Below are 16341 nucleotides of genomic sequence, written 5' to 3' on the forward strand. Positions count from 1 at the left end.
CATGTTCGACCTCATCGCGCACGCAATCCCGGTCTTCGTGCTCTGCCTGCTATTGGAAGCCGTGTCGTTCGCCGTGCGGCCCGACGACGACGAGCGCGGCTACGAACTACGCGATACCGGCACCAGCCTGACGATGGGCATCGGCAACGTGATCATCAACATCGGGTGGAAGCTGGTGGTGCTGGCGATCTTCAGCGGCGCCTATCTGCTGGCGCCGGTTCACCTGCCGGCCGCCAACCCGCTGACCTGGATCGCGCTGTTCGTCGCCGACGACGTCGCCTACTACTGGTATCACCGCACGCACCACACCATCCGGGTGTTCTGGGCCAGCCACGTGGTGCACCACTCCAGTCAGCACTACAACCTGTCCACCGCTCTGCGCCAGACCTGGACGCCGTTCACCGCGGTGCCGTTCTGGATCCTGTTGGCGTTCGCCGGATTCGCCCCGTGGATGATCCTGCTGCAGCAGTCGGTCAGTCTGCTCTACCAGTTCTTCATTCACACCGAGCGGGTCGGCAAGCTCTGGCGGCCAATCGAATTCATCTTCAACACCCCGTCGCACCACCGGGTGCATCACGGGGCGAACGCCCAATACCTCGACAAGAACTACGGGGGAATCCTCATCGTCTGGGACCGGCTGTTCGGCACCTTCCAGCCCGAGGACGAGCGCGTCGTCTACGGCTTGACCAAGAACATCGACACGTTCAACCCGGTGCGAGTGGCCACCCACGAATACGTCGCGATCTGGCGCGACATCCGTGCGGCACGCAGCTGGCGTGTCGCGCTGGGCCACCTGTTTCGCGGCCCGGGTTGGCAGCCGGCCGGCTAGGCACGCGACAAGAACCGGGGTGCGATGCTCGCCGCGGTGGTGGCGACCGCCGCCGATCCCAGCGCCTGGGCCCAGCCGATCGGACCCAGCGGTGTGCAGCCGAGGAACTGGCTGACCCCCGGTGTGCTGATCAGGATCGCCAGCGCCGCGAACGAACCGCCCGCAGTGACCGCTACCAGCGGTGAGCGCGACTCCAACAGGGTCTGGCTCAGCTGGGTGGTGACGAACGCGACCAGGGCCACCGTGGCGGCGCGTCGGGGAAAGCCGGTGAGCCGGGCCATCATCCACGCCGCGACGGTGGCGCCGGCGGTGGTGGTGCCACGCAGCGCCACCGCGCGCATCAGCGCCTTCTCGTCGGGGCCACGCCCCCCGAACGGTATGGGGCGGCGCGGTTGGCTGATCGCCAGCGCGGTGGCGGGAAATGCGTCGATCGCCATGTTCACCAGCAGCAACTGGCGGGTGTTCAGTGGAGCCCGGCCGGTCAGTGCGCAGCCAAGGAGTGCGAATGCCGCGCCGCTGGCGTTGCCGCCCAGCAGCACCGCCACCGCCGCCTGCACCCGCTGCCACAGTTGGCTGCCCTCGTTGAGAGCGTCCAGCAGTGTCTCGATCCGGCCGTCGAGCAGCACCACGTCGGCGGCGGTGTGGGCGGCGTCGCTGCCGTGCGCGACGATCCCGATCCCGACGGTGGCCGCGCGGATGGCCGCGGCGTCGTTGGCGCCGTCGCCGACCATCGCCGACACCTTGCCGCTGCGTTCCAGGGCCTGCACCACCTGCACCTTGTTCGCCGGTGACATGCGGGCGAAGACCACCCGTTCGGCCACCGCGAGCTCCTGCTCCTTACCCGACAGGGCCTCCCACTCCATGCCGGTGATGACCTGCTCGGCGGTGACCTGCAGACCCATCTTGCGGGCGATCGCACGCCCGGTGGTCGGATGATCGCCGGTGATCATCCGAACCGGCACCTCCCGCCGGGACAGCTCGGCCAGCAGGCCCGCCGACCCGGCGCGCGGAGTGTCGGAGATGCCGACGAAACCGACCAGAGTCAGCCCGCCCGTGCACAGCGCAGCCATGGCAGCCGGCTGAGCGTCGGGATCGTCGGGGTCTTCCGAAAGTGACTGCGCCTGTTCGAGGCTGAGCTCGCGCCGGGCCACCGCCAGGACCCGCAGTCCATCGGCCGCGAGCTGCTCGACCAGGTCATAGACGTCGGCCGCAACATCTGTGCACGCGGCGAGCAGCACCTCGGGGGCGCCCTTGATGGTCAGTTCGGTCCCGATCACCGACGCTGAGAACGGCCTCCCGGAACGGAACGGCAGATGAATGTCGGCACCATCCGGTTCGGCGGCACCGATCACCGGCGCCGCCGCCGCCACGATCGCCGAGTCGGTGGCGTCGGCGTGGCCTTGGGGCCTGGCGGCCGGTGTCGCGTGCAGCGCGCAGCGCAGCACGTCGTCGCGGTACTGACCGGAGGCGGCGCGCACCTCGGTGACCTGTAGGCGGTTTTCGCTGAGGGTGCCGGTCTTGTCGAAACAGACCACGTCGACCCGGCCGAGGGCTTCTACCGAGCGCGGGACCCGCACCAGTACACCGGACTTGGTGAGTCGACGTGCCGACGCCTGCTGTGCCAGCGTCGCCACCACCGGCATGCCCTCGGGGACGGCGGCGACGGCGACCGAAACACCGTCGGTCGCTGTCTGGTGCAACCCGGTACCGCGCAACAGCCCGAATGCGCTGACCAAGCCGCCGGCCACCAGGCTCAGCGGCCAAATCCGGGTGGTGATCTGGCCGAGCTGATGACCGAGCCCGATATCGTGATGCCGGCTGGTGACCAGGTCGGCGGCGCGGCGCACCTCGGTGTCGGGACCCACCGCGGTCACCAACGCCAGACCCGTTCCGGCCGCCACGATGGTGCCGGCGAAAAGCATGCAGCGCCGCTCAGCCAGCTCGGCGCCCGGGGTGGCATCGATCTGCTTGGTCACCGGCAACGACTCACCGGTCAGCGACGCTTCGTCGACCTCCAATTTCTCCTGCTCGACCAGGCGGGCATCGGCAGGCACCACATCATTGGCCCCCACTTCGATCAGGTCACCACAGTGCAGCTCGTCGGGCAGCACCTGTACGCGGTCGCGGGTGCCGTCGGGCCGGATGGTCACCTTCCATGCAGGCGGGATCTGCTCGGCCAGCAGCCGATTGAGCCGCAGCTCGGTACTCAGGCGTTGCCCGGCGGCCAGGAACGCGTTACTGACCAACACCGAGCAGACCAGGGCGGCGTCGATCGGCGAGCCCAGGATCGCAGTGGCCGTGGCACCCAACCCCAGAATCGGAGTCAGCGGGTCAGACAATTCCTCACGCACCGCATCGACGAATTGCCAGATCATGTGGCGTTGCTGCGCGTCCGCGGCGATCCGAGCGGATGCGGGGTCCGACGATGATGCCAACGTGGCACGAACCCGTTCGACCGACATGGCATGCCACTCGTCGACGGGAACCGGCCGGGGCAGCGGCGCATTGATCACCGTGCGCGCCAACCGGTATCCGGACCACAGGCCCGCCGCCGCGCCCACGACGACCGCTTCGGGGCCGCGACCCTGGACGGTCGGAATCAGCATCAGGGAACCCATCGCCGAAGCGCCGATGGACAACTCGACACCCCGTTTGCTGGCGGCTTTGGCTGCGGGGATCGCATGCAGCACCCGCCATACGCCGGCGAGATCATCCACGATCAGGTCCGCGCTCCATGGCTGGGTCTCGTCGGCACCGTCGGGCAGGATGCCCACCCCGAGATCGGCGGCCGCCAGCGCTCGATTGGCCGTCGAGGAGATCAGTGCGACGCTGTGACCGTCCTGCTGATGGCGACGCACAGCGTCGAGCAGGGTGTTGTCGATCGAGTTGCCGGTCGCCGGTGCGATCTCGTCGAACGCCGGCCGCAACTCACCCAGCCCGGCGGGGTCGTCCACCGAAACCACCCGCACGTCAGCGCGTTGTGTCTCGGCGAGCGTCGAGGCCGCCAGCGGATGGTGCGCCGGTGCGAAGAGCGCCTCCGTGCCGTTCCACCCGTTGTTGCGGTCCGTGCCGGCCACTGAGTGCCAGCCTGGCTGCAGGTCGTCCGCCGCCAGCATGGCCTGGGCGCGCTCCCACATGGTCAGATCCTTGTCGCCGGCGCCGCGAAGCCGAACCAGGCGCAACGTGTCGCTGCGGAGCACTCGCGGATCGAGGATCACCACATCGATGCGGTCCAGTTGACGCAAGCCGTCCGGGTGCAGCTGTAGGGCCTCGTCGTTGTCGGCCAGGCCGCGGACCAAAGTCGCCGCGAATGATTCCTGTGTGGACCGGACAGCCTTCGGTACGGCAACCAGCGCTGCGTTTCCGGCCAGGTTCGGGTCGCGGCTGACGGCACCGACCACGGCCGCGCCGATCGCCTGAATCCAACTGCCGCGTAGCAAGTGCCGTTCGACCGGTCCAGTCGGCCGGATATCGCGGGCCGGGTCCGGCAGTTCGTGGGGCCGGCTGGTCAGGCGGGTCAATTGCGGTTCACGTCGAGTCCGTGCCCGTTCTTCGGCCCGTGCTTCGGCAGCCTTGAAGGAGTTGATTGCCAGGTCCACGGCCACCATCGACGGCGCTGCGGCGAGCGCATTGGCGGCGGTGGTCGCCAACCCCAATGCAGTATCGGTGGCGCGCTTGCCGATTCGCTCCTCGATCAGGCGGCGTAACCGCGGCTGATGATCCAGGGCGATCACGGCGCCCTGGATGCTGGCCGGCAGACGGGGGATACGCAGGGCGCGGCCGGCCAGTGCGATGCCCATACCGACGGCGGTGATACCCGCCATCGCTGCGCTGCTGACCGCGATCAACCCGTCGCCGGGTTCGGGGGTGGAGCGGGTGGGTCGCCCCTCGGTGACGTCGTATAGGTCGCCAAGGGGCGGTGGATTATCGGGGTCGTCGTCGGGGTCGGCCTCGTAGAGCGCGTCCAGTGCCGGGATGAGGTCTTCGGCGAGAACAGGCATCGCGGGGGGCATCGGTCTCCTTTGCTTGGCGACCGAATCTGCCGGGCAAAAACTTCGGTCGACATGGCCAATCGTCCGAAGGTCTGGCTCGCGGTGTGTCAGAGGTCCGCTGAATGACCGGGTGGGACGGGCCCACCGGATTGACGACCATTCACATCCGCCACGGGTGCGGCGGGTAGGAGTTACTCCCCTTCGCGGCCGACGCTAGAGCCGCTTGGCGGCGGTCGGCTGAACGTCCGCGAGATTCGATTTGAAGTTCCGGTGAATGCTTTACCTCGCACCGGGTCTGGTGATGCCTAGTGCTTGCCGACCCACTCGTCGTAGAACGGCGGCATGGCCGAGGCCCGCGCGGTGAAGTCGGGATCGCGCTTCTCCAGGAAGGCCCGCACGCCGTCGGCGCCGTCGCCGATGCTGGTGTAGAACATCGCCAGCGAGTCCACCCGGTGCGCCTCGATGGGGTCGGGTTGCGCGGAGTTGCGGTAGAGCATCTGGCGGATCAGCGCGAACGACACCGGCGAACGGCCTTTGGTCCAGGCGTCGGCCAGCGCCCGCGCCTGCGCCAGCAGTGTCTCTGGTTCGTGGATGGACTGGGCGATCCCACAGGCGCGCGCCCCCTCGGCGTCGAGAATGTCGGCGCGGTACAGCAGGTCCAAAGCCGTTGGGACACCGACGATGCGGGGCAGGAACCACGTCGAACACGCCTCCGGGGTGATGCCCAGCTTCCCGAACACCAGGCCGAAACGCGCCTTGGTCGAAAACAGCCGGGCGTCCATCGCCAGCATCATGGTGGCGCCGATCCCGACCGCCGCACCGTTGACCGCGGCGATCACCGGCTTGCGACAGCCATAGATCGCCAGCGTCACCCGCCCGCCGGTGTCGCGCACCCGGGCCAGCTCCGGATCGTCGAGGTCGGCCATGGCGGCCAGCGACGGCGACTTGGACTCGTCGAGCCCGAACACATTGCCCGAGCTCGACAGGTCCATGCCTGCGCAGAACGCGCGTCCGGAGCCGGTGACGATCACCGCGCGAACGGCGTCGTCGTCGTTGACCTCGACGAAGGTGCGCTCCAGCTCCTCGGCCATTTCGACGGTGAACGCGTTGAGGTTGTCCGGTCGGTCCAGGTACACGGTGAGAATGCCGTCTTCGACCTCGTGGCGCAGCGTGTTGAACTCCATCTGCCCGAGGCTAGTTGCACCGACCTGTTGACTCTGCCCCCGGGGGAGATCCAACACTGGAACGCATGCCGACACTGTTGCCCATCGGGGACTTCTCCCGGATGACCTATCTGACCGTCAAGGCGTTGCGGCTCTACCACGAGCGCGGCCTGCTGGCGCCCGTGCGGGTGGACCCGTCGTCGGGGTACCGCTACTACAGCCCGGACCAGGTGCCGATCGCCCAAGTCATCCGCCGGCTGCGCGATCTGGGCATGCCGCTCGACGAGCTGACCGAAGTGGTCCGCGCCGAGCAGGTCACCGACCGCAACCGGGCCATCGTGGCTCACCTGCAACGGCTCCAGGACCGCTTGGCGCAGACCCAGGCCAGCGTGGAATCGCTGCGGGCGCTGCTCGAAGACGCCGGCGACGCCTGCGATGTCACCTACCGGTCGGTGCCGGCGACGCCGGCGGCCGCGGTCGTCGACCAGGTGGCGATGGCAGACATCGACGACTGGTGGACGCAGGCGTTTACCGAGCTCGATGCCGCGCTCGCCGATGACGCCCCCGGGGTTCGCGGTGCGTTGTACTCGGCGGAGTTCTTCGAGGCCGGCGGGGGAGAGGTGATCGCGTTCCGGCCGGTGGGCGCCGCGACGGCCCGGGGCAGGGTGCGCACGCTGGAGATTCCCGCGGCGGAACTGGCGGTGGCCGTGCACCGCGGGGCGTTCGGCGAGCTGGATCGCACCTACGCCGCGCTGGGCACCCATGTTGCCGAACGCGAACTGGGTGTCGACGGACCGATCCGCGAGTACTACCGGGTGTCCGGCTACGACACCGACGATGAGACCGCGCATCGCACTGAGGTGTGCTGGCCGATCTTTCGCACCAAATCCTGACTCACGACAACACGACAAGGAGTTCATCCATGGAGATCACGCTGCACACCGTCACCTTCGACTGCGCCGACGCCGGCAAGCTGGCGCGGTTCTGGTCGCAGCTGCTGGCCCGACCGGTCGACGAGGGGGCCAGCGCCGAGATCGCCTCAATCGGCATTTCAGCGCAGACGCCCCCACGCCTGGTGTTCGTGCAGGTGCCAGAAGCCAAGCAGGTCAAGAACCGAATCCATCTCGACCTCGTCGCGGCGGATCTGGCGGCCGCGGTCGAGCGGGCCCTGGAACTCGGCGCCGCCCGGTTGGCCGACCATGCCGAGGGCGGCTACCGGTGGACCACACTGGCCGACCCCGAGGGCAACGAGTTCGACCTCGTGGCGGCCTGACATGTCTTTGCTGGCAGAGGCATTGGTTGCCTCCGGGCCTGTCGCCGAACATCGCGACGCGATGGCACTGTACGGATGGTTGGTTGGTGGCCGCTGGGATCTTGACATCAGCTGGTTCGGCGACGAGGACACCCGCCACGTCGCGGGTTGGATGGTCGCGGACTGGGTGCTCGACGGACGGGCCGTCCAGGACGTCTGGCACGCCGAAGGACTCTTTCACGGGTCGACGCTGCGCATCTTTGACCCGGCTATCGATGCCTGGCACATCCAGTGGACGGAACCGCAACTGGGACTTCGGCTGCACCAACTGGGCAAGGCCGACGCGGACGGGATCGTGCAGGACGGCACGCTGCCGGATGGCTCCGCCATCCGATGGAGCTTCCACGACATCGGCCCGGACTCGTTTCGCTGGCGCGATGAGCGCAGCGACGACGGGCGCACCTGGGTGCTCAAGCAGGAGTATCGCGCCCGCCGCCGCTGAATCCGGTGTCAGGCGGTGACAGCGTCTTTCGTCTCGGTACGCGAGAGGAACCGGGGTGCGATGCCCGCCGCGGTGGTCGCGATCGCCGCCGATCCCAATGCCTGGGTCCAGCCGATCGGGCCCAGCGGCGTGCATCCCATGAACTGGCTGATCCCCGGGATGCTGATCAACAGTGCCATCGCCGCGAACGAGCCGGCCGCGGTAGCCACCAGCACCGGTGAGCGCGACTCCAACAGGGTCTGTCCCAGCTGAGTGGTCACCAGCGCGACCAGCGCCACGGTGGAGGCGCGTCGGGGAAAGCCGGTGAGCCGGGCCATCATCCACGCCGCGACGGTGGCACCGGCGGTGGTCGTGCCACGCAGCGCCACCGCGCGCATCAGCGCCTTCTCGTCGGGCCCGCGTCCCCCGAAGGGCATCGGGCGCCGGGGTTGGCTGATCGCCAGCGCGGTGGCCGGGAACGCGTCGGTCACGATGTTGACCAGCAGCAATTGCCGCGTGCTCAACGGTGCCTGACCGGTCAGTGCGCTGCCGATGATCGCGAACAGTGCGCCGCTGGCGTTGCCGCCCAGCAGCACCGCCACCGCCGCCTGCACCCGCTGCCACAGTTGGCTGCCCTCGTTGAGGGCATCCAGCAGTGTCTCGATCCGGCCGTCGAGCAGCACCACGTCGGCGGCGGTGTGGGCGGCGTCGCTGCCCTGGGCGACGATCCCGATCCCGACCGTGGCGGCCCGGATTGCGGCGGCGTCGTTGGCGCCGTCGCCGACCATCGCCGACACCTTGCCGCTGCGTTCCAGGGCCTGGACGACCTGCACCTTGTTCGCCGGTGACATGCGGGCGAAGACCACCCGTTCGGCCACCGCGAGCTCCTGCTCCTTACCCGACAGCATCTCCCATTCCGTGCCGGTGATGACCTGCTCGACGGTGACCTGCAGACCCATCTTGCGGGCGATCGCACGCCCGGTGGTCGGATGATCGCCGGTGATCATCCGAACCGGCACCTCCCGGCGGGACAGCTCGGCCAGCAGGCCCGCCGACCCGGCGCGCGGAGTGTCGGAGATGCCGACGAAACCGACCAGGGTCAAACCGTCGGCGCACTGGCGGGCCATGGCTGCAAGCTGGGCTTCGGGATCGTCGGGATCAGCCGAAAGCGATTGCACTTGAGCGGGGCTGAGCTCGCGTCGAGCAACCGCGAGCACCCGCAGACCCTCGTCGGCCAGCTGTTCCACCACGTCGTCGATGTCGGCCGGGACGCTGTCGCAGGCGGCGAGCACCACCTCGGGTGCTCCCTTGATGGTCAATTCGGTGCCGAACACCGATGCCGCGTAGGGCCGCCCGGAGCGGAACGGCAGATGGGCGTCGGCGACCCCCGGCGCGACGGCGCCGGGCACCGCCTCCGACGCCGCCACGATCGCGGCGTCGGTGGCGTCGACGTGGCTCTGCCCCTTGGCCGACGGGGTCGCGCGCACCGCGCAACGCAGCACCTCGTCACGGGAATGATCGGCTGCCGTGCGCACCTCGGTGACCCGCAACCGGTTCTCGCTCAGGGTCCCGGTCTTGTCGAAGCAAACGACGTCGACGCGGCCCAGGGCCTCCACGGAGCGGGGAACCCGGACCAGCACCCCGGATTTGGTGAGGCGCTGGGCTGAGGCGTGCTGAGCCAGCGTCGCCACCACCGGCAGGCCCTCGGGGACAGCGGCGACGGCCACCGACACTCCGTTGGCCACCGCCTGCTGCAGCCGGGTGGCCCGCAACACCCCGAGCACGCTGACCAGACCGCCGGCCATCAGACTCAGCGGCCAGGTCCGGCTGGTGATCTGTCCGAGCTGATGGGTCAGGCCGATATCCCCATGCCGGCTGGTGACCAGGTCGGCGGCGCGCCGCACCTCGGTGTCGGGACCCACCGCGGTCACCAACGCCAGACCGGTCCCGGAGGCCACGGTGGTGCCCGCGAACAGCATGCAGCGCCGCTCGGCCAGCTCGGCGCCCGGAGTGGCGTCGATCTGCTTGGTCACCGGCAACGACTCACCGGTCAGTGAGGCCTCGTCGACCTCCAACTTCTCCAGTTCGATCACACGGGCGTCGGCGGGCACCACATCGTCGGGACCCACCTCGATCAGATCGCCACGCTGCAGCTGTTCGGGGAGCACCTGAACGCGGTCGCGGGTGCCATCGGGCCGGATCGTCACCTTCCAGGCGGGCGGGATCTGCTCGGCCAGTAGCCGATCCAGCCGCAGCTCGGCGCTCAACCGTTGACCGGCCGCCAGGACGGCGTTGCTGACCAGGACAGAGCCGACCATGAGCGCGTCGATTGGTGCGCCCAGCAGCGCGGTGGCAGTGGCACCCAGCCCGAGCACGGGCGTCAGCGGGTCGGACAGTTCGTCACGAACCGCGTCGAGGAACTGCCAGACCACGTGCCGGGTGGCGGTGCCGGCGTCCGGTGCGAAGTCGGGCTGCGACGGCGAGGCCAAGGCGTCACGCACCTGTTCGACCGACATCGCATGCCATTCGTCGACGGGGACCGGTCGGGGCAGCGGCGCCGTGATCACTTGACGGGCCGACCAGTAGCCGGACACCAGACCCACAGCCGCGCCCAGCGCGACCGGTTCGGGACCGCGTCCTCGCACCGTGGGAATGAGCAGCATCGAACCCAATGCTGAAGCGCCGGTGGATAATGCGATACCAAGGCGGGTGGCCGCCTGGGCTGCGGGCAGGGCATGCAGTACCCGCCATACCCCGGACAGGTCATCGACGATCAGATCCGCCACCGGCTTGCTAGCGTCGGGCAGGATGCCGACCCCGAGGTCGGCCGCCGACAGCGCCTGGGCGGCCGTCGAGGAGATCACCGCGACGGTGTGGCCTTCCTGTTGGTAGTCACGCACCGCGTCGAGCAGCGCGTCGTCGATCGAATCGCCTGTCATTGGAGCGATTTCGTCGAATGCGGGCCGCAGTACTCCTAGGCCGGTGGAGTCGTCCACGGTCACTGTTTGCACCTGGGCGCGCTGTGTCTCAGCGAGTGTCGCGGCCGCCAGCGGATGCGGCGCCGGAGCAAACAGCGCCTCGGTGCCGGGGCGGCCCGTGACGGGATGCCAACCTGGCCGCAGGTCGCCTTCCGCAAGCATCGCCCGGGCGCTCTCCCAGGCGGTCAGATCCTTCTCGTCGGCGCCGCGAAGCCGCGCCAAGCGCAACGATTCGGTCCGCAGCACCCGCGGATCGAGGATCACCACGTCGATGCGGTCCAGTCGACGCAGGCCCTCGGGGTCGATCTGCAGTGCCTCGTCCCGGTTGGCCAGCCCGCGGCCCAACGTGGCTGCGAACGATTCGTGAGTGGCTCGGGCAGCTTTGGGCACCGCGACCAATGCGGCATTGCCGGCCAGTTCGGGGTCGCGACTGGTCGCGGCGACGACGGCTGCGCCGATCGCCTGAATCCAGGTCCCGCGTTGTAGGTGTTGGTCGACCGGGCTCTCCGGGGATTCCGCCGTGTGCCGGGCCGACGAGGCAACCGGGCGGGCCAGCTCCGGCTCTCGCCGCGCCCAGGCCCGGGTGTCCGCGCGCGCTTCGGCGGCCCTGATGGTGTTGATCGCCAAGTCCACCGCCAGCATCGACGGCGCCGCACCGAGTGCATTGACGGCGGTGGTCGCCATCCCCAACGCAGTGGCGGTGGCGCGCTTGCCGATTCGTTCCTCCAGCAGGCGGCGCAGTTGCGGCTGGTGGTCCAGGGTGATTACAGCGCCCTGGAGACTGGACGGCAACCGGCGAAACCGCAGAACGCGACTGGCAACTGCGAGACCCAGGCCGACGGCGTTGATGCCGGCCATCGCGGCGCTGCTGACCGCTATCAAACCGTCGCCGGGTTCGGGGGCCGCGCGAAGGTGTCGCTGTGGGCGATCAGCCTCCGCCGGTGGGCCGGCAACCACGTCATAGCCGGGTTCGGCATCGTCGATCAGGGCGGGTATCGAGGGGGGCATCGGTCTCCTTCGCTCGGCGACCGAAGCCTCAGAGACAGCCTGCGGAACCTTCGGTCGACATGGTGAATCGTCCGAAGGTCTCGCTCGCGAAAGTCCTGGGTCCGCTGAATGACCGGGCGAGGCGACTCGCCGTATTGACGACCATTCACATCCGCCACCGGTGTGGCGGGTAGGAACTACTCCCCTTCACGCTCGAAGGTAGGGCCGGTAGGCAGCGTCCAGCTGAACACCGGCGAGACCCTACTTGAAATGCCGGTGAATGCTCTGCGTTGCAGACGGTTTCGGTCCGGGTTCAGGCCCGCGGCGACCAGTAGGCGAGCATCTCGGCGAAGGTATCGAATGCCGGTTTCGAAATACCGTACGGAGCTTCGAAGTGCAGGCTCAACGGGAAGCCCAACTCGGCCACGTCGTCGATGACCCGCTTATACAAATCGAGCAACTGGCGGCGTTTCACGTCGGGTTCGCCTGCGGCCAGGGTCCGCACGAAGGCCTGCTCGGCGGCGACGGCCTCGTTGCCCGGGTCCTGGATCAGCCAATCGACCAGTCCGACCTTGCCCTCCATCTTCGGCACGAAGCCGAACGACAACAGGACCTCGGGCCGGTGGTCACTGACCTGCTTGAAGTCGCGGAGGAATCCCACAATCGCATCGGAGTAGAGCAGCTGCGTCATCCCGAAGGTGGCGCCCCGGTCACATTTGAAGTCGAAGCGTCCCTGCTCGCCGTCCCGTGTCGGGATGAGGATGACGCCCCGGTTGTCGACCAGGTCATCGAACTTCGACAGCGCGTCGGTGGGTGCGACGCCACCGCCCTCACCATCGTTCAGCGTGCGGGGGACACCAACGAAGATGATTCCGTCGAACCCGGCCTGGCGCAGGCCGGTAAGTCGCGTCCGCAGCGCCGCCTCGTCGAGGAATGCGGTCACCTGCGTGCACAGTCCGCGTACGCCGGGCAGTTCGGGACGGATTATCGACCAGAAGTCGCTGACGTCGAGTTTGGGTTTCATCTCGACCGGTCGATCGTCATCCTCGGGAATCAACCCGGGAATCATGACGTGACCGATCCGGCCGGCGATACCCGCTTGCTCGGACAGCTGCAGAACTTTATATGCCTCTTCGCGGGCGTACTCCGACCCGCGATCGGTGTTGGTCGGCACTAATTCCAGTGCAATGGTGTTCAGCGGCACCAGGGAACTCCGTATCTCATTCGAACGGACATGTTGCGCCCCAGAGATAGCTCTGGGGCGCAACATGTCAGACGGTCACAGGCCGGTGCGGGCTGCTCGGACTTCGCGCGCGGCGGCAACCATGTGGGCCAGCGAAGCCGTCACCTCGTCGGCCTTGCGGGTCTTCAGGCCGCAGTCCGGGTTGACCCAGAGACGTTGCGCCGGAACAGCATCCAGCGCCTCGCGGAGCGACGTGGCCATCTCGTCGGTGGACGGCACCCGCGGCGAGTGGATGTCGTAGACACCCGGGCCCACCCCGTTGGAGAAGCCGATCGCGTTGAGGTCGTCGAGCACCTCCATGTGCGAGCGGGCCGCCTCGATCGACGTGACGTCGGCATCCAGATCGGCGATCGCCCCGATCACTTCACCGAACTCCGAGTAGCACAGGTGGGTGTGGATCTGCGTCGCATTCGAGACACCCGAGGTGGACATCCGGAATGATCCGACCGCCCAGTCCAGATAGGCCGCCTTGTCGGCGTCGCGCACCGGCAACAGCTCGCGCAGCGCGGGCTCGTCGACCTGAATCACCGCGATGCCGGCGGATTCCAGATCCACCGTCTCCTCGCGGATAGCCAGCGCCACCTGGTAGGCGGTGTCGGCCAGCGGCTGGTCGTCACGGACGAACGACCAGGCCAGGATGGTGACCGGACCGGTGAGCATGCCCTTGACCGGCTTGTCGGTCAGCGACTGGGCGTAGGTGGCCCAGTCCACCGTCATCGGCTTGGGTCGTGTGACGTCGCCGAACAGCACCGGCGGGCGCACACAGCGGCTGCCATAGGACTGCACCCAGCCGTTGCTGGTAGCGAAGAAGCCCTCCAGCTGCTCGGCGAAGTACTGCACCATGTCGTTGCGCTCCGGCTCGCCGTGCACCAGCACGTCGAGGCCGAGGTCCTCCTGCAACTTGATGACCGCGGCGACCTCGGCCTTCATCCGGTCGGTGTACCCCGCCTCGTCGATCTCTCCGGCCACCAGCGCGGCACGGGCCTTGCGGATCTCCACGGTCTGCGGGAACGAGCCGATCGTGGTGGTCGGCAGCGGCGGCAGGTGCAGTCGCTCGTCCTGAGCGGCGCGACGCTCCTCGGCCGAACCGCGCTGGATGCCCGCTTCCTTGATCTTGGCGATCTGGGAGCGCAGCGCCGCGTTGTTCAGTCGCGGGTCGGACTTGCGGGAGGCGACCGCGGCGTTGGACGCAGCGATCTCCGTGGCGACCGCGTCCCGGCCCTCGCGCAGGGCACGAGCCAAGGTGGCCACCTCGGTCACCTTCTCGGCGCCGAACGCCAGCCAGCTGCGCAGCGCGTCGTCCAGGCCGGTCTCGGGCTCCAGCGAGTAGGGCACGTGCAACGTCGAGCACGACGTAGACACAGCGACCGCCCCTACGGGGCCCAGCAGCGACGCCAGCTTGGCCAGCGCGGCCTGCAGATCGGTGCGCCAGATGTTGCGGCCGTCGACCACGCCGGCGACCAGCGTCTTGGAGGCCAGCTCCGGCACCGACGCGATCTTGGTGTCCGCGCCGTAGACCAGGTCGACGCCGATCGCCTCGACCGGGGTGCGGGCCAGGGCGGGCAGTCCCGCGCCCGGGTCACCGAAGTAGGTGGCCACGAAGATCGACGGCCGCTTGCTCAGCGCGCCGAGACGGTTGTAGACCTGCTCGGCCAACGCGGGGGCGTCGGCGGAGATGTCGGTCACCAGCACCGGCTCGTCGATCTGCACCCACTGCGCGCCGGCGTCGGCCAGCTTGCCCAGCAGCTCGGCGTAGATGTCGGTCAGCTCCTCGAGGCGGGCGATCGGTGCGTCCGCACCGTCGACGGCCTTACTCAGCAGCAGGAACGTGACCGGCCCGATGATCACCGGCCGGGCCACGTTTCCGCCGAAGCCCTGCTCCTGGGCTTCGGCGAGCTCGGAGAGCACCTTGGCCGGGTTCAGCGTGAACTTCGTGTCCGGGCCGATCTCGGGAACGATGTAGTGGTAGTTGGTGTCGAACCACTTCGTCATCTCCAGCGGGGCGATGTCCTTGTTGCCCCGGGCTGCGGCGAAGTAACGGTCCAGCTCATCGGCGACGCCGGCCACCCGCGCCGGGAGTGCGCCCAGCAATACCGCGGTGTCGAGCATCTGGTCGTAGTAGGAGAACGTGTTCACCGGTACCGAGTCGAGCCCGGCGGCGGCCAGCTGGGCCCAGGTGTCGCGGCGCAGGCCGGCGGCCACCTTCTTCAGTTCGTCCTGGCCGATCCGGCCGGCCCAGTAGCTTTCGGTGGCGCGCTTGAGTTCGCGGCGCGGCCCGATACGAGGTGAGCCGAGAACGGTGGCGGTAAAGGCTTGAACGGTCACGATTTGATCCTTCAATTGACGAGGGTGGGTCAACGCCAGCAGTCGCCCAGCTGATCCGGTCCCGTGCCTATATATAAAGCACTATAACCCTCAAAACCAGACGCCTATTCCGCGAGGCGTTGATCCGCCGGGCGCGGCGCGCCCAGCACAACGGGCAGGTATTCGGACTCGCAGGCGCGCACCGAGGTGCTCCTAATGGCCGTCGCTTCCCAGTCCGTGGGCGAGCCCGTGACCAGTGCTTATGACGGCGGTCGTTCCTGCATACCGCTGCGGGACAGTCCCGGATTCTCACCGGGTTCCCTCTTGCGCTCCATGGAAAACTGCGTAAACCGTGGTGCGCTCGATGCCGAGGCCGCCTGGCGGCGACAACGGCAAACCAGTTGCGTGATCGAGATTACTCGGCTCGACCGGCCGCGAGTGCCTCCGGGATCGGGGTCTGGCCGTCGTTGAACTCGATGGTGCGACCGACGGTCGACGTGTCGGCCAGGCACGCCGCGATCACCTGTGCGACGTTGCCGCGGGAGACCTGCCCCTTGCCGGTATCGGGGCCAACAGCGATCCGGCCGGTCGCCGGATCCAGGGTGAGCCGGCTCGGGCCCAGCACCGTCCAGTCCAGATCGGTGGCACGCAGATGGGCGTCGGCGGCGGCTTTGGCCTGCGCGTACGGAAAGAACGGATCGTCGTCGGGAACTCCGTGATCGGGACCCGCGCCGAAGTAGGACACCATCACGAATCGCCGCGCGCCGGCTTTTGCGGCGGCGTCGATGCTGCGAATGGCGGCGTCGCGGTCGACGGCGTAGGTGCGTGCCGGGTTGCCGCCGCCGGCGCCGGCGGAGAACACCACCGCATCGTGGTCGGCCACGAGTCGCGCCAGGGCGTCAGTGTCGAGCTGCTCGATGTCGGCCACCACCGGAACCGCACCAGTGACCGCGACCTCCTCGGCGTGGTCGGGGTTGCGGAACACCGAACTGACCTGGTTGGCCGCTATGGGCGAGGATGCGGGCGAGCAGCAGGGCAATCTTGCCGTGGCCGCCGATGATCGCGATGCGTGCCATGGATTCGACGGTACGCGGAAGCCTGGAGTGACCCCC

The 16341-nt window shown here is 68.5% G+C and carries 9 protein-coding genes, 1 pseudogene and 1 riboswitch; of the genes and pseudogenes, 4 read left to right on the plus strand and 6 right to left on the minus strand.

Going from position 1 to position 16341, the window contains the following annotated elements:
- The first annotated feature begins 1 nt into the window (after position 1).
- Positions 2-829, plus strand: coding sequence for a sterol desaturase family protein (locus RCP37_RS05635; protein ID WP_308485981.1), 828 nt, complete (start codon positions 2-4; stop codon positions 827-829).
- Here the strand turns inward: RCP37_RS05635 and RCP37_RS05640 are convergent.
- Positions 826-4842: a cation-translocating P-type ATPase gene (locus RCP37_RS05640; protein WP_308485982.1), complete on the minus strand. Its 4017-nt coding sequence runs from the start codon at positions 4840-4842 to the stop codon at positions 826-828. The two genes, RCP37_RS05635 and RCP37_RS05640, sit on opposite strands and share 4 nt — an antisense overlap.
- A gap of 284 nt (positions 4843-5126) precedes the next feature.
- Positions 5127-6005, minus strand: coding sequence for a crotonase/enoyl-CoA hydratase family protein (locus RCP37_RS05645; protein WP_308485983.1), 879 nt, complete (start codon positions 6003-6005; stop codon positions 5127-5129).
- Between the two features lie 65 nt (positions 6006-6070).
- Between RCP37_RS05645 and RCP37_RS05650 the strand changes: the two genes are divergently transcribed.
- From RCP37_RS05650 to RCP37_RS05660, 3 genes are read left to right on the plus strand one after another with little or no spacing between them, the layout of a single operon-like run.
- Positions 6071-6877 carry a MerR family transcriptional regulator gene (locus RCP37_RS05650; protein ID WP_308485984.1) on the plus strand — a complete coding sequence of 269 codons (807 nt, stop codon included), beginning with the start codon at positions 6071-6073 and terminating at the stop codon, positions 6875-6877.
- A 29-nt stretch (positions 6878-6906) separates the two neighbouring features.
- Positions 6907-7257, plus strand: a complete 351-nt coding sequence (locus RCP37_RS05655) for a VOC family protein (RefSeq protein ID WP_308485985.1) — start codon at positions 6907-6909, stop codon at positions 7255-7257.
- Between the two features lies 1 nt (position 7258).
- Positions 7259-7738 (plus strand): hypothetical protein, encoded by a 480-nt coding sequence (locus RCP37_RS05660; RefSeq protein WP_308485986.1) that lies wholly within the window; start codon positions 7259-7261, stop codon positions 7736-7738.
- 8 nt (positions 7739-7746) lie between these two features.
- On the opposite strand, the gene RCP37_RS05665 is transcribed toward RCP37_RS05660, so the two are convergent.
- From RCP37_RS05665 to RCP37_RS05680, 4 genes and pseudogenes are all read right to left on the minus strand, one after another.
- Complete coding sequence (locus RCP37_RS05665) at positions 7747-11703, minus strand: cation-translocating P-type ATPase (protein WP_308485987.1); 3957 nt, start codon at positions 11701-11703, stop codon at positions 7747-7749.
- Positions 11704-11995: 292 nt separating this feature from the next.
- Positions 11996-12886 (minus strand): mycobacterial-type methylenetetrahydrofolate reductase, encoded by an 891-nt coding sequence (locus RCP37_RS05670; RefSeq protein WP_308485988.1) that lies wholly within the window; start codon positions 12884-12886, stop codon positions 11996-11998.
- A 75-nt stretch (positions 12887-12961) separates the two neighbouring features.
- Positions 12962-15265: a 5-methyltetrahydropteroyltriglutamate--homocysteine S-methyltransferase gene (metE, locus tag RCP37_RS05675; protein ID WP_373693110.1), complete on the minus strand. Its 2304-nt coding sequence runs from the start codon at positions 15263-15265 to the stop codon at positions 12962-12964.
- A 121-nt stretch (positions 15266-15386) separates the two neighbouring features.
- Positions 15387-15600: riboswitch (cobalamin riboswitch) on the minus strand.
- 44 nt (positions 15601-15644) lie between these two features.
- Positions 15645-16305 (minus strand): annotated as a pseudogene (locus RCP37_RS05680) (SDR family oxidoreductase).
- Positions 16306-16341: the final 36 nt, after the last annotated feature.

The sequence above is a fragment of the Mycolicibacter sp. MU0102 genome, assembly GCF_963378105.1.
Lineage (GTDB): Bacteria > Actinomycetota > Actinomycetes > Mycobacteriales > Mycobacteriaceae > Mycobacterium > Mycobacterium holstebronense.

Coding starts and splice junctions, on each gene's coding strand:
- RCP37_RS05655 (WP_308485985.1), top strand. CDS start 6,907: ATGGAGATCACGCTGCACACCGTCACCTTCGACTGCGCCGACGCCGGC.
- RCP37_RS05645 (WP_308485983.1), bottom strand. CDS start 6,005: ATGGAGTTCAACACGCTGCGCCACGAGGTCGAAGACGGCATTCTCACC.
- RCP37_RS05665 (WP_308485987.1), bottom strand. CDS start 11,703: ATGCCCCCCTCGATACCCGCCCTGATCGACGATGCCGAACCCGGCTAT.
- RCP37_RS05650 (WP_308485984.1), top strand. CDS start 6,071: ATGCCGACACTGTTGCCCATCGGGGACTTCTCCCGGATGACCTATCTG.
- RCP37_RS05660 (WP_308485986.1), top strand. CDS start 7,259: ATGTCTTTGCTGGCAGAGGCATTGGTTGCCTCCGGGCCTGTCGCCGAA.
- RCP37_RS05640 (WP_308485982.1), bottom strand. CDS start 4,842: ATGCCCCCCGCGATGCCTGTTCTCGCCGAAGACCTCATCCCGGCACTG.
- RCP37_RS05635 (WP_308485981.1), top strand. CDS start 2: ATGTTCGACCTCATCGCGCACGCAATCCCGGTCTTCGTGCTCTGCCTG.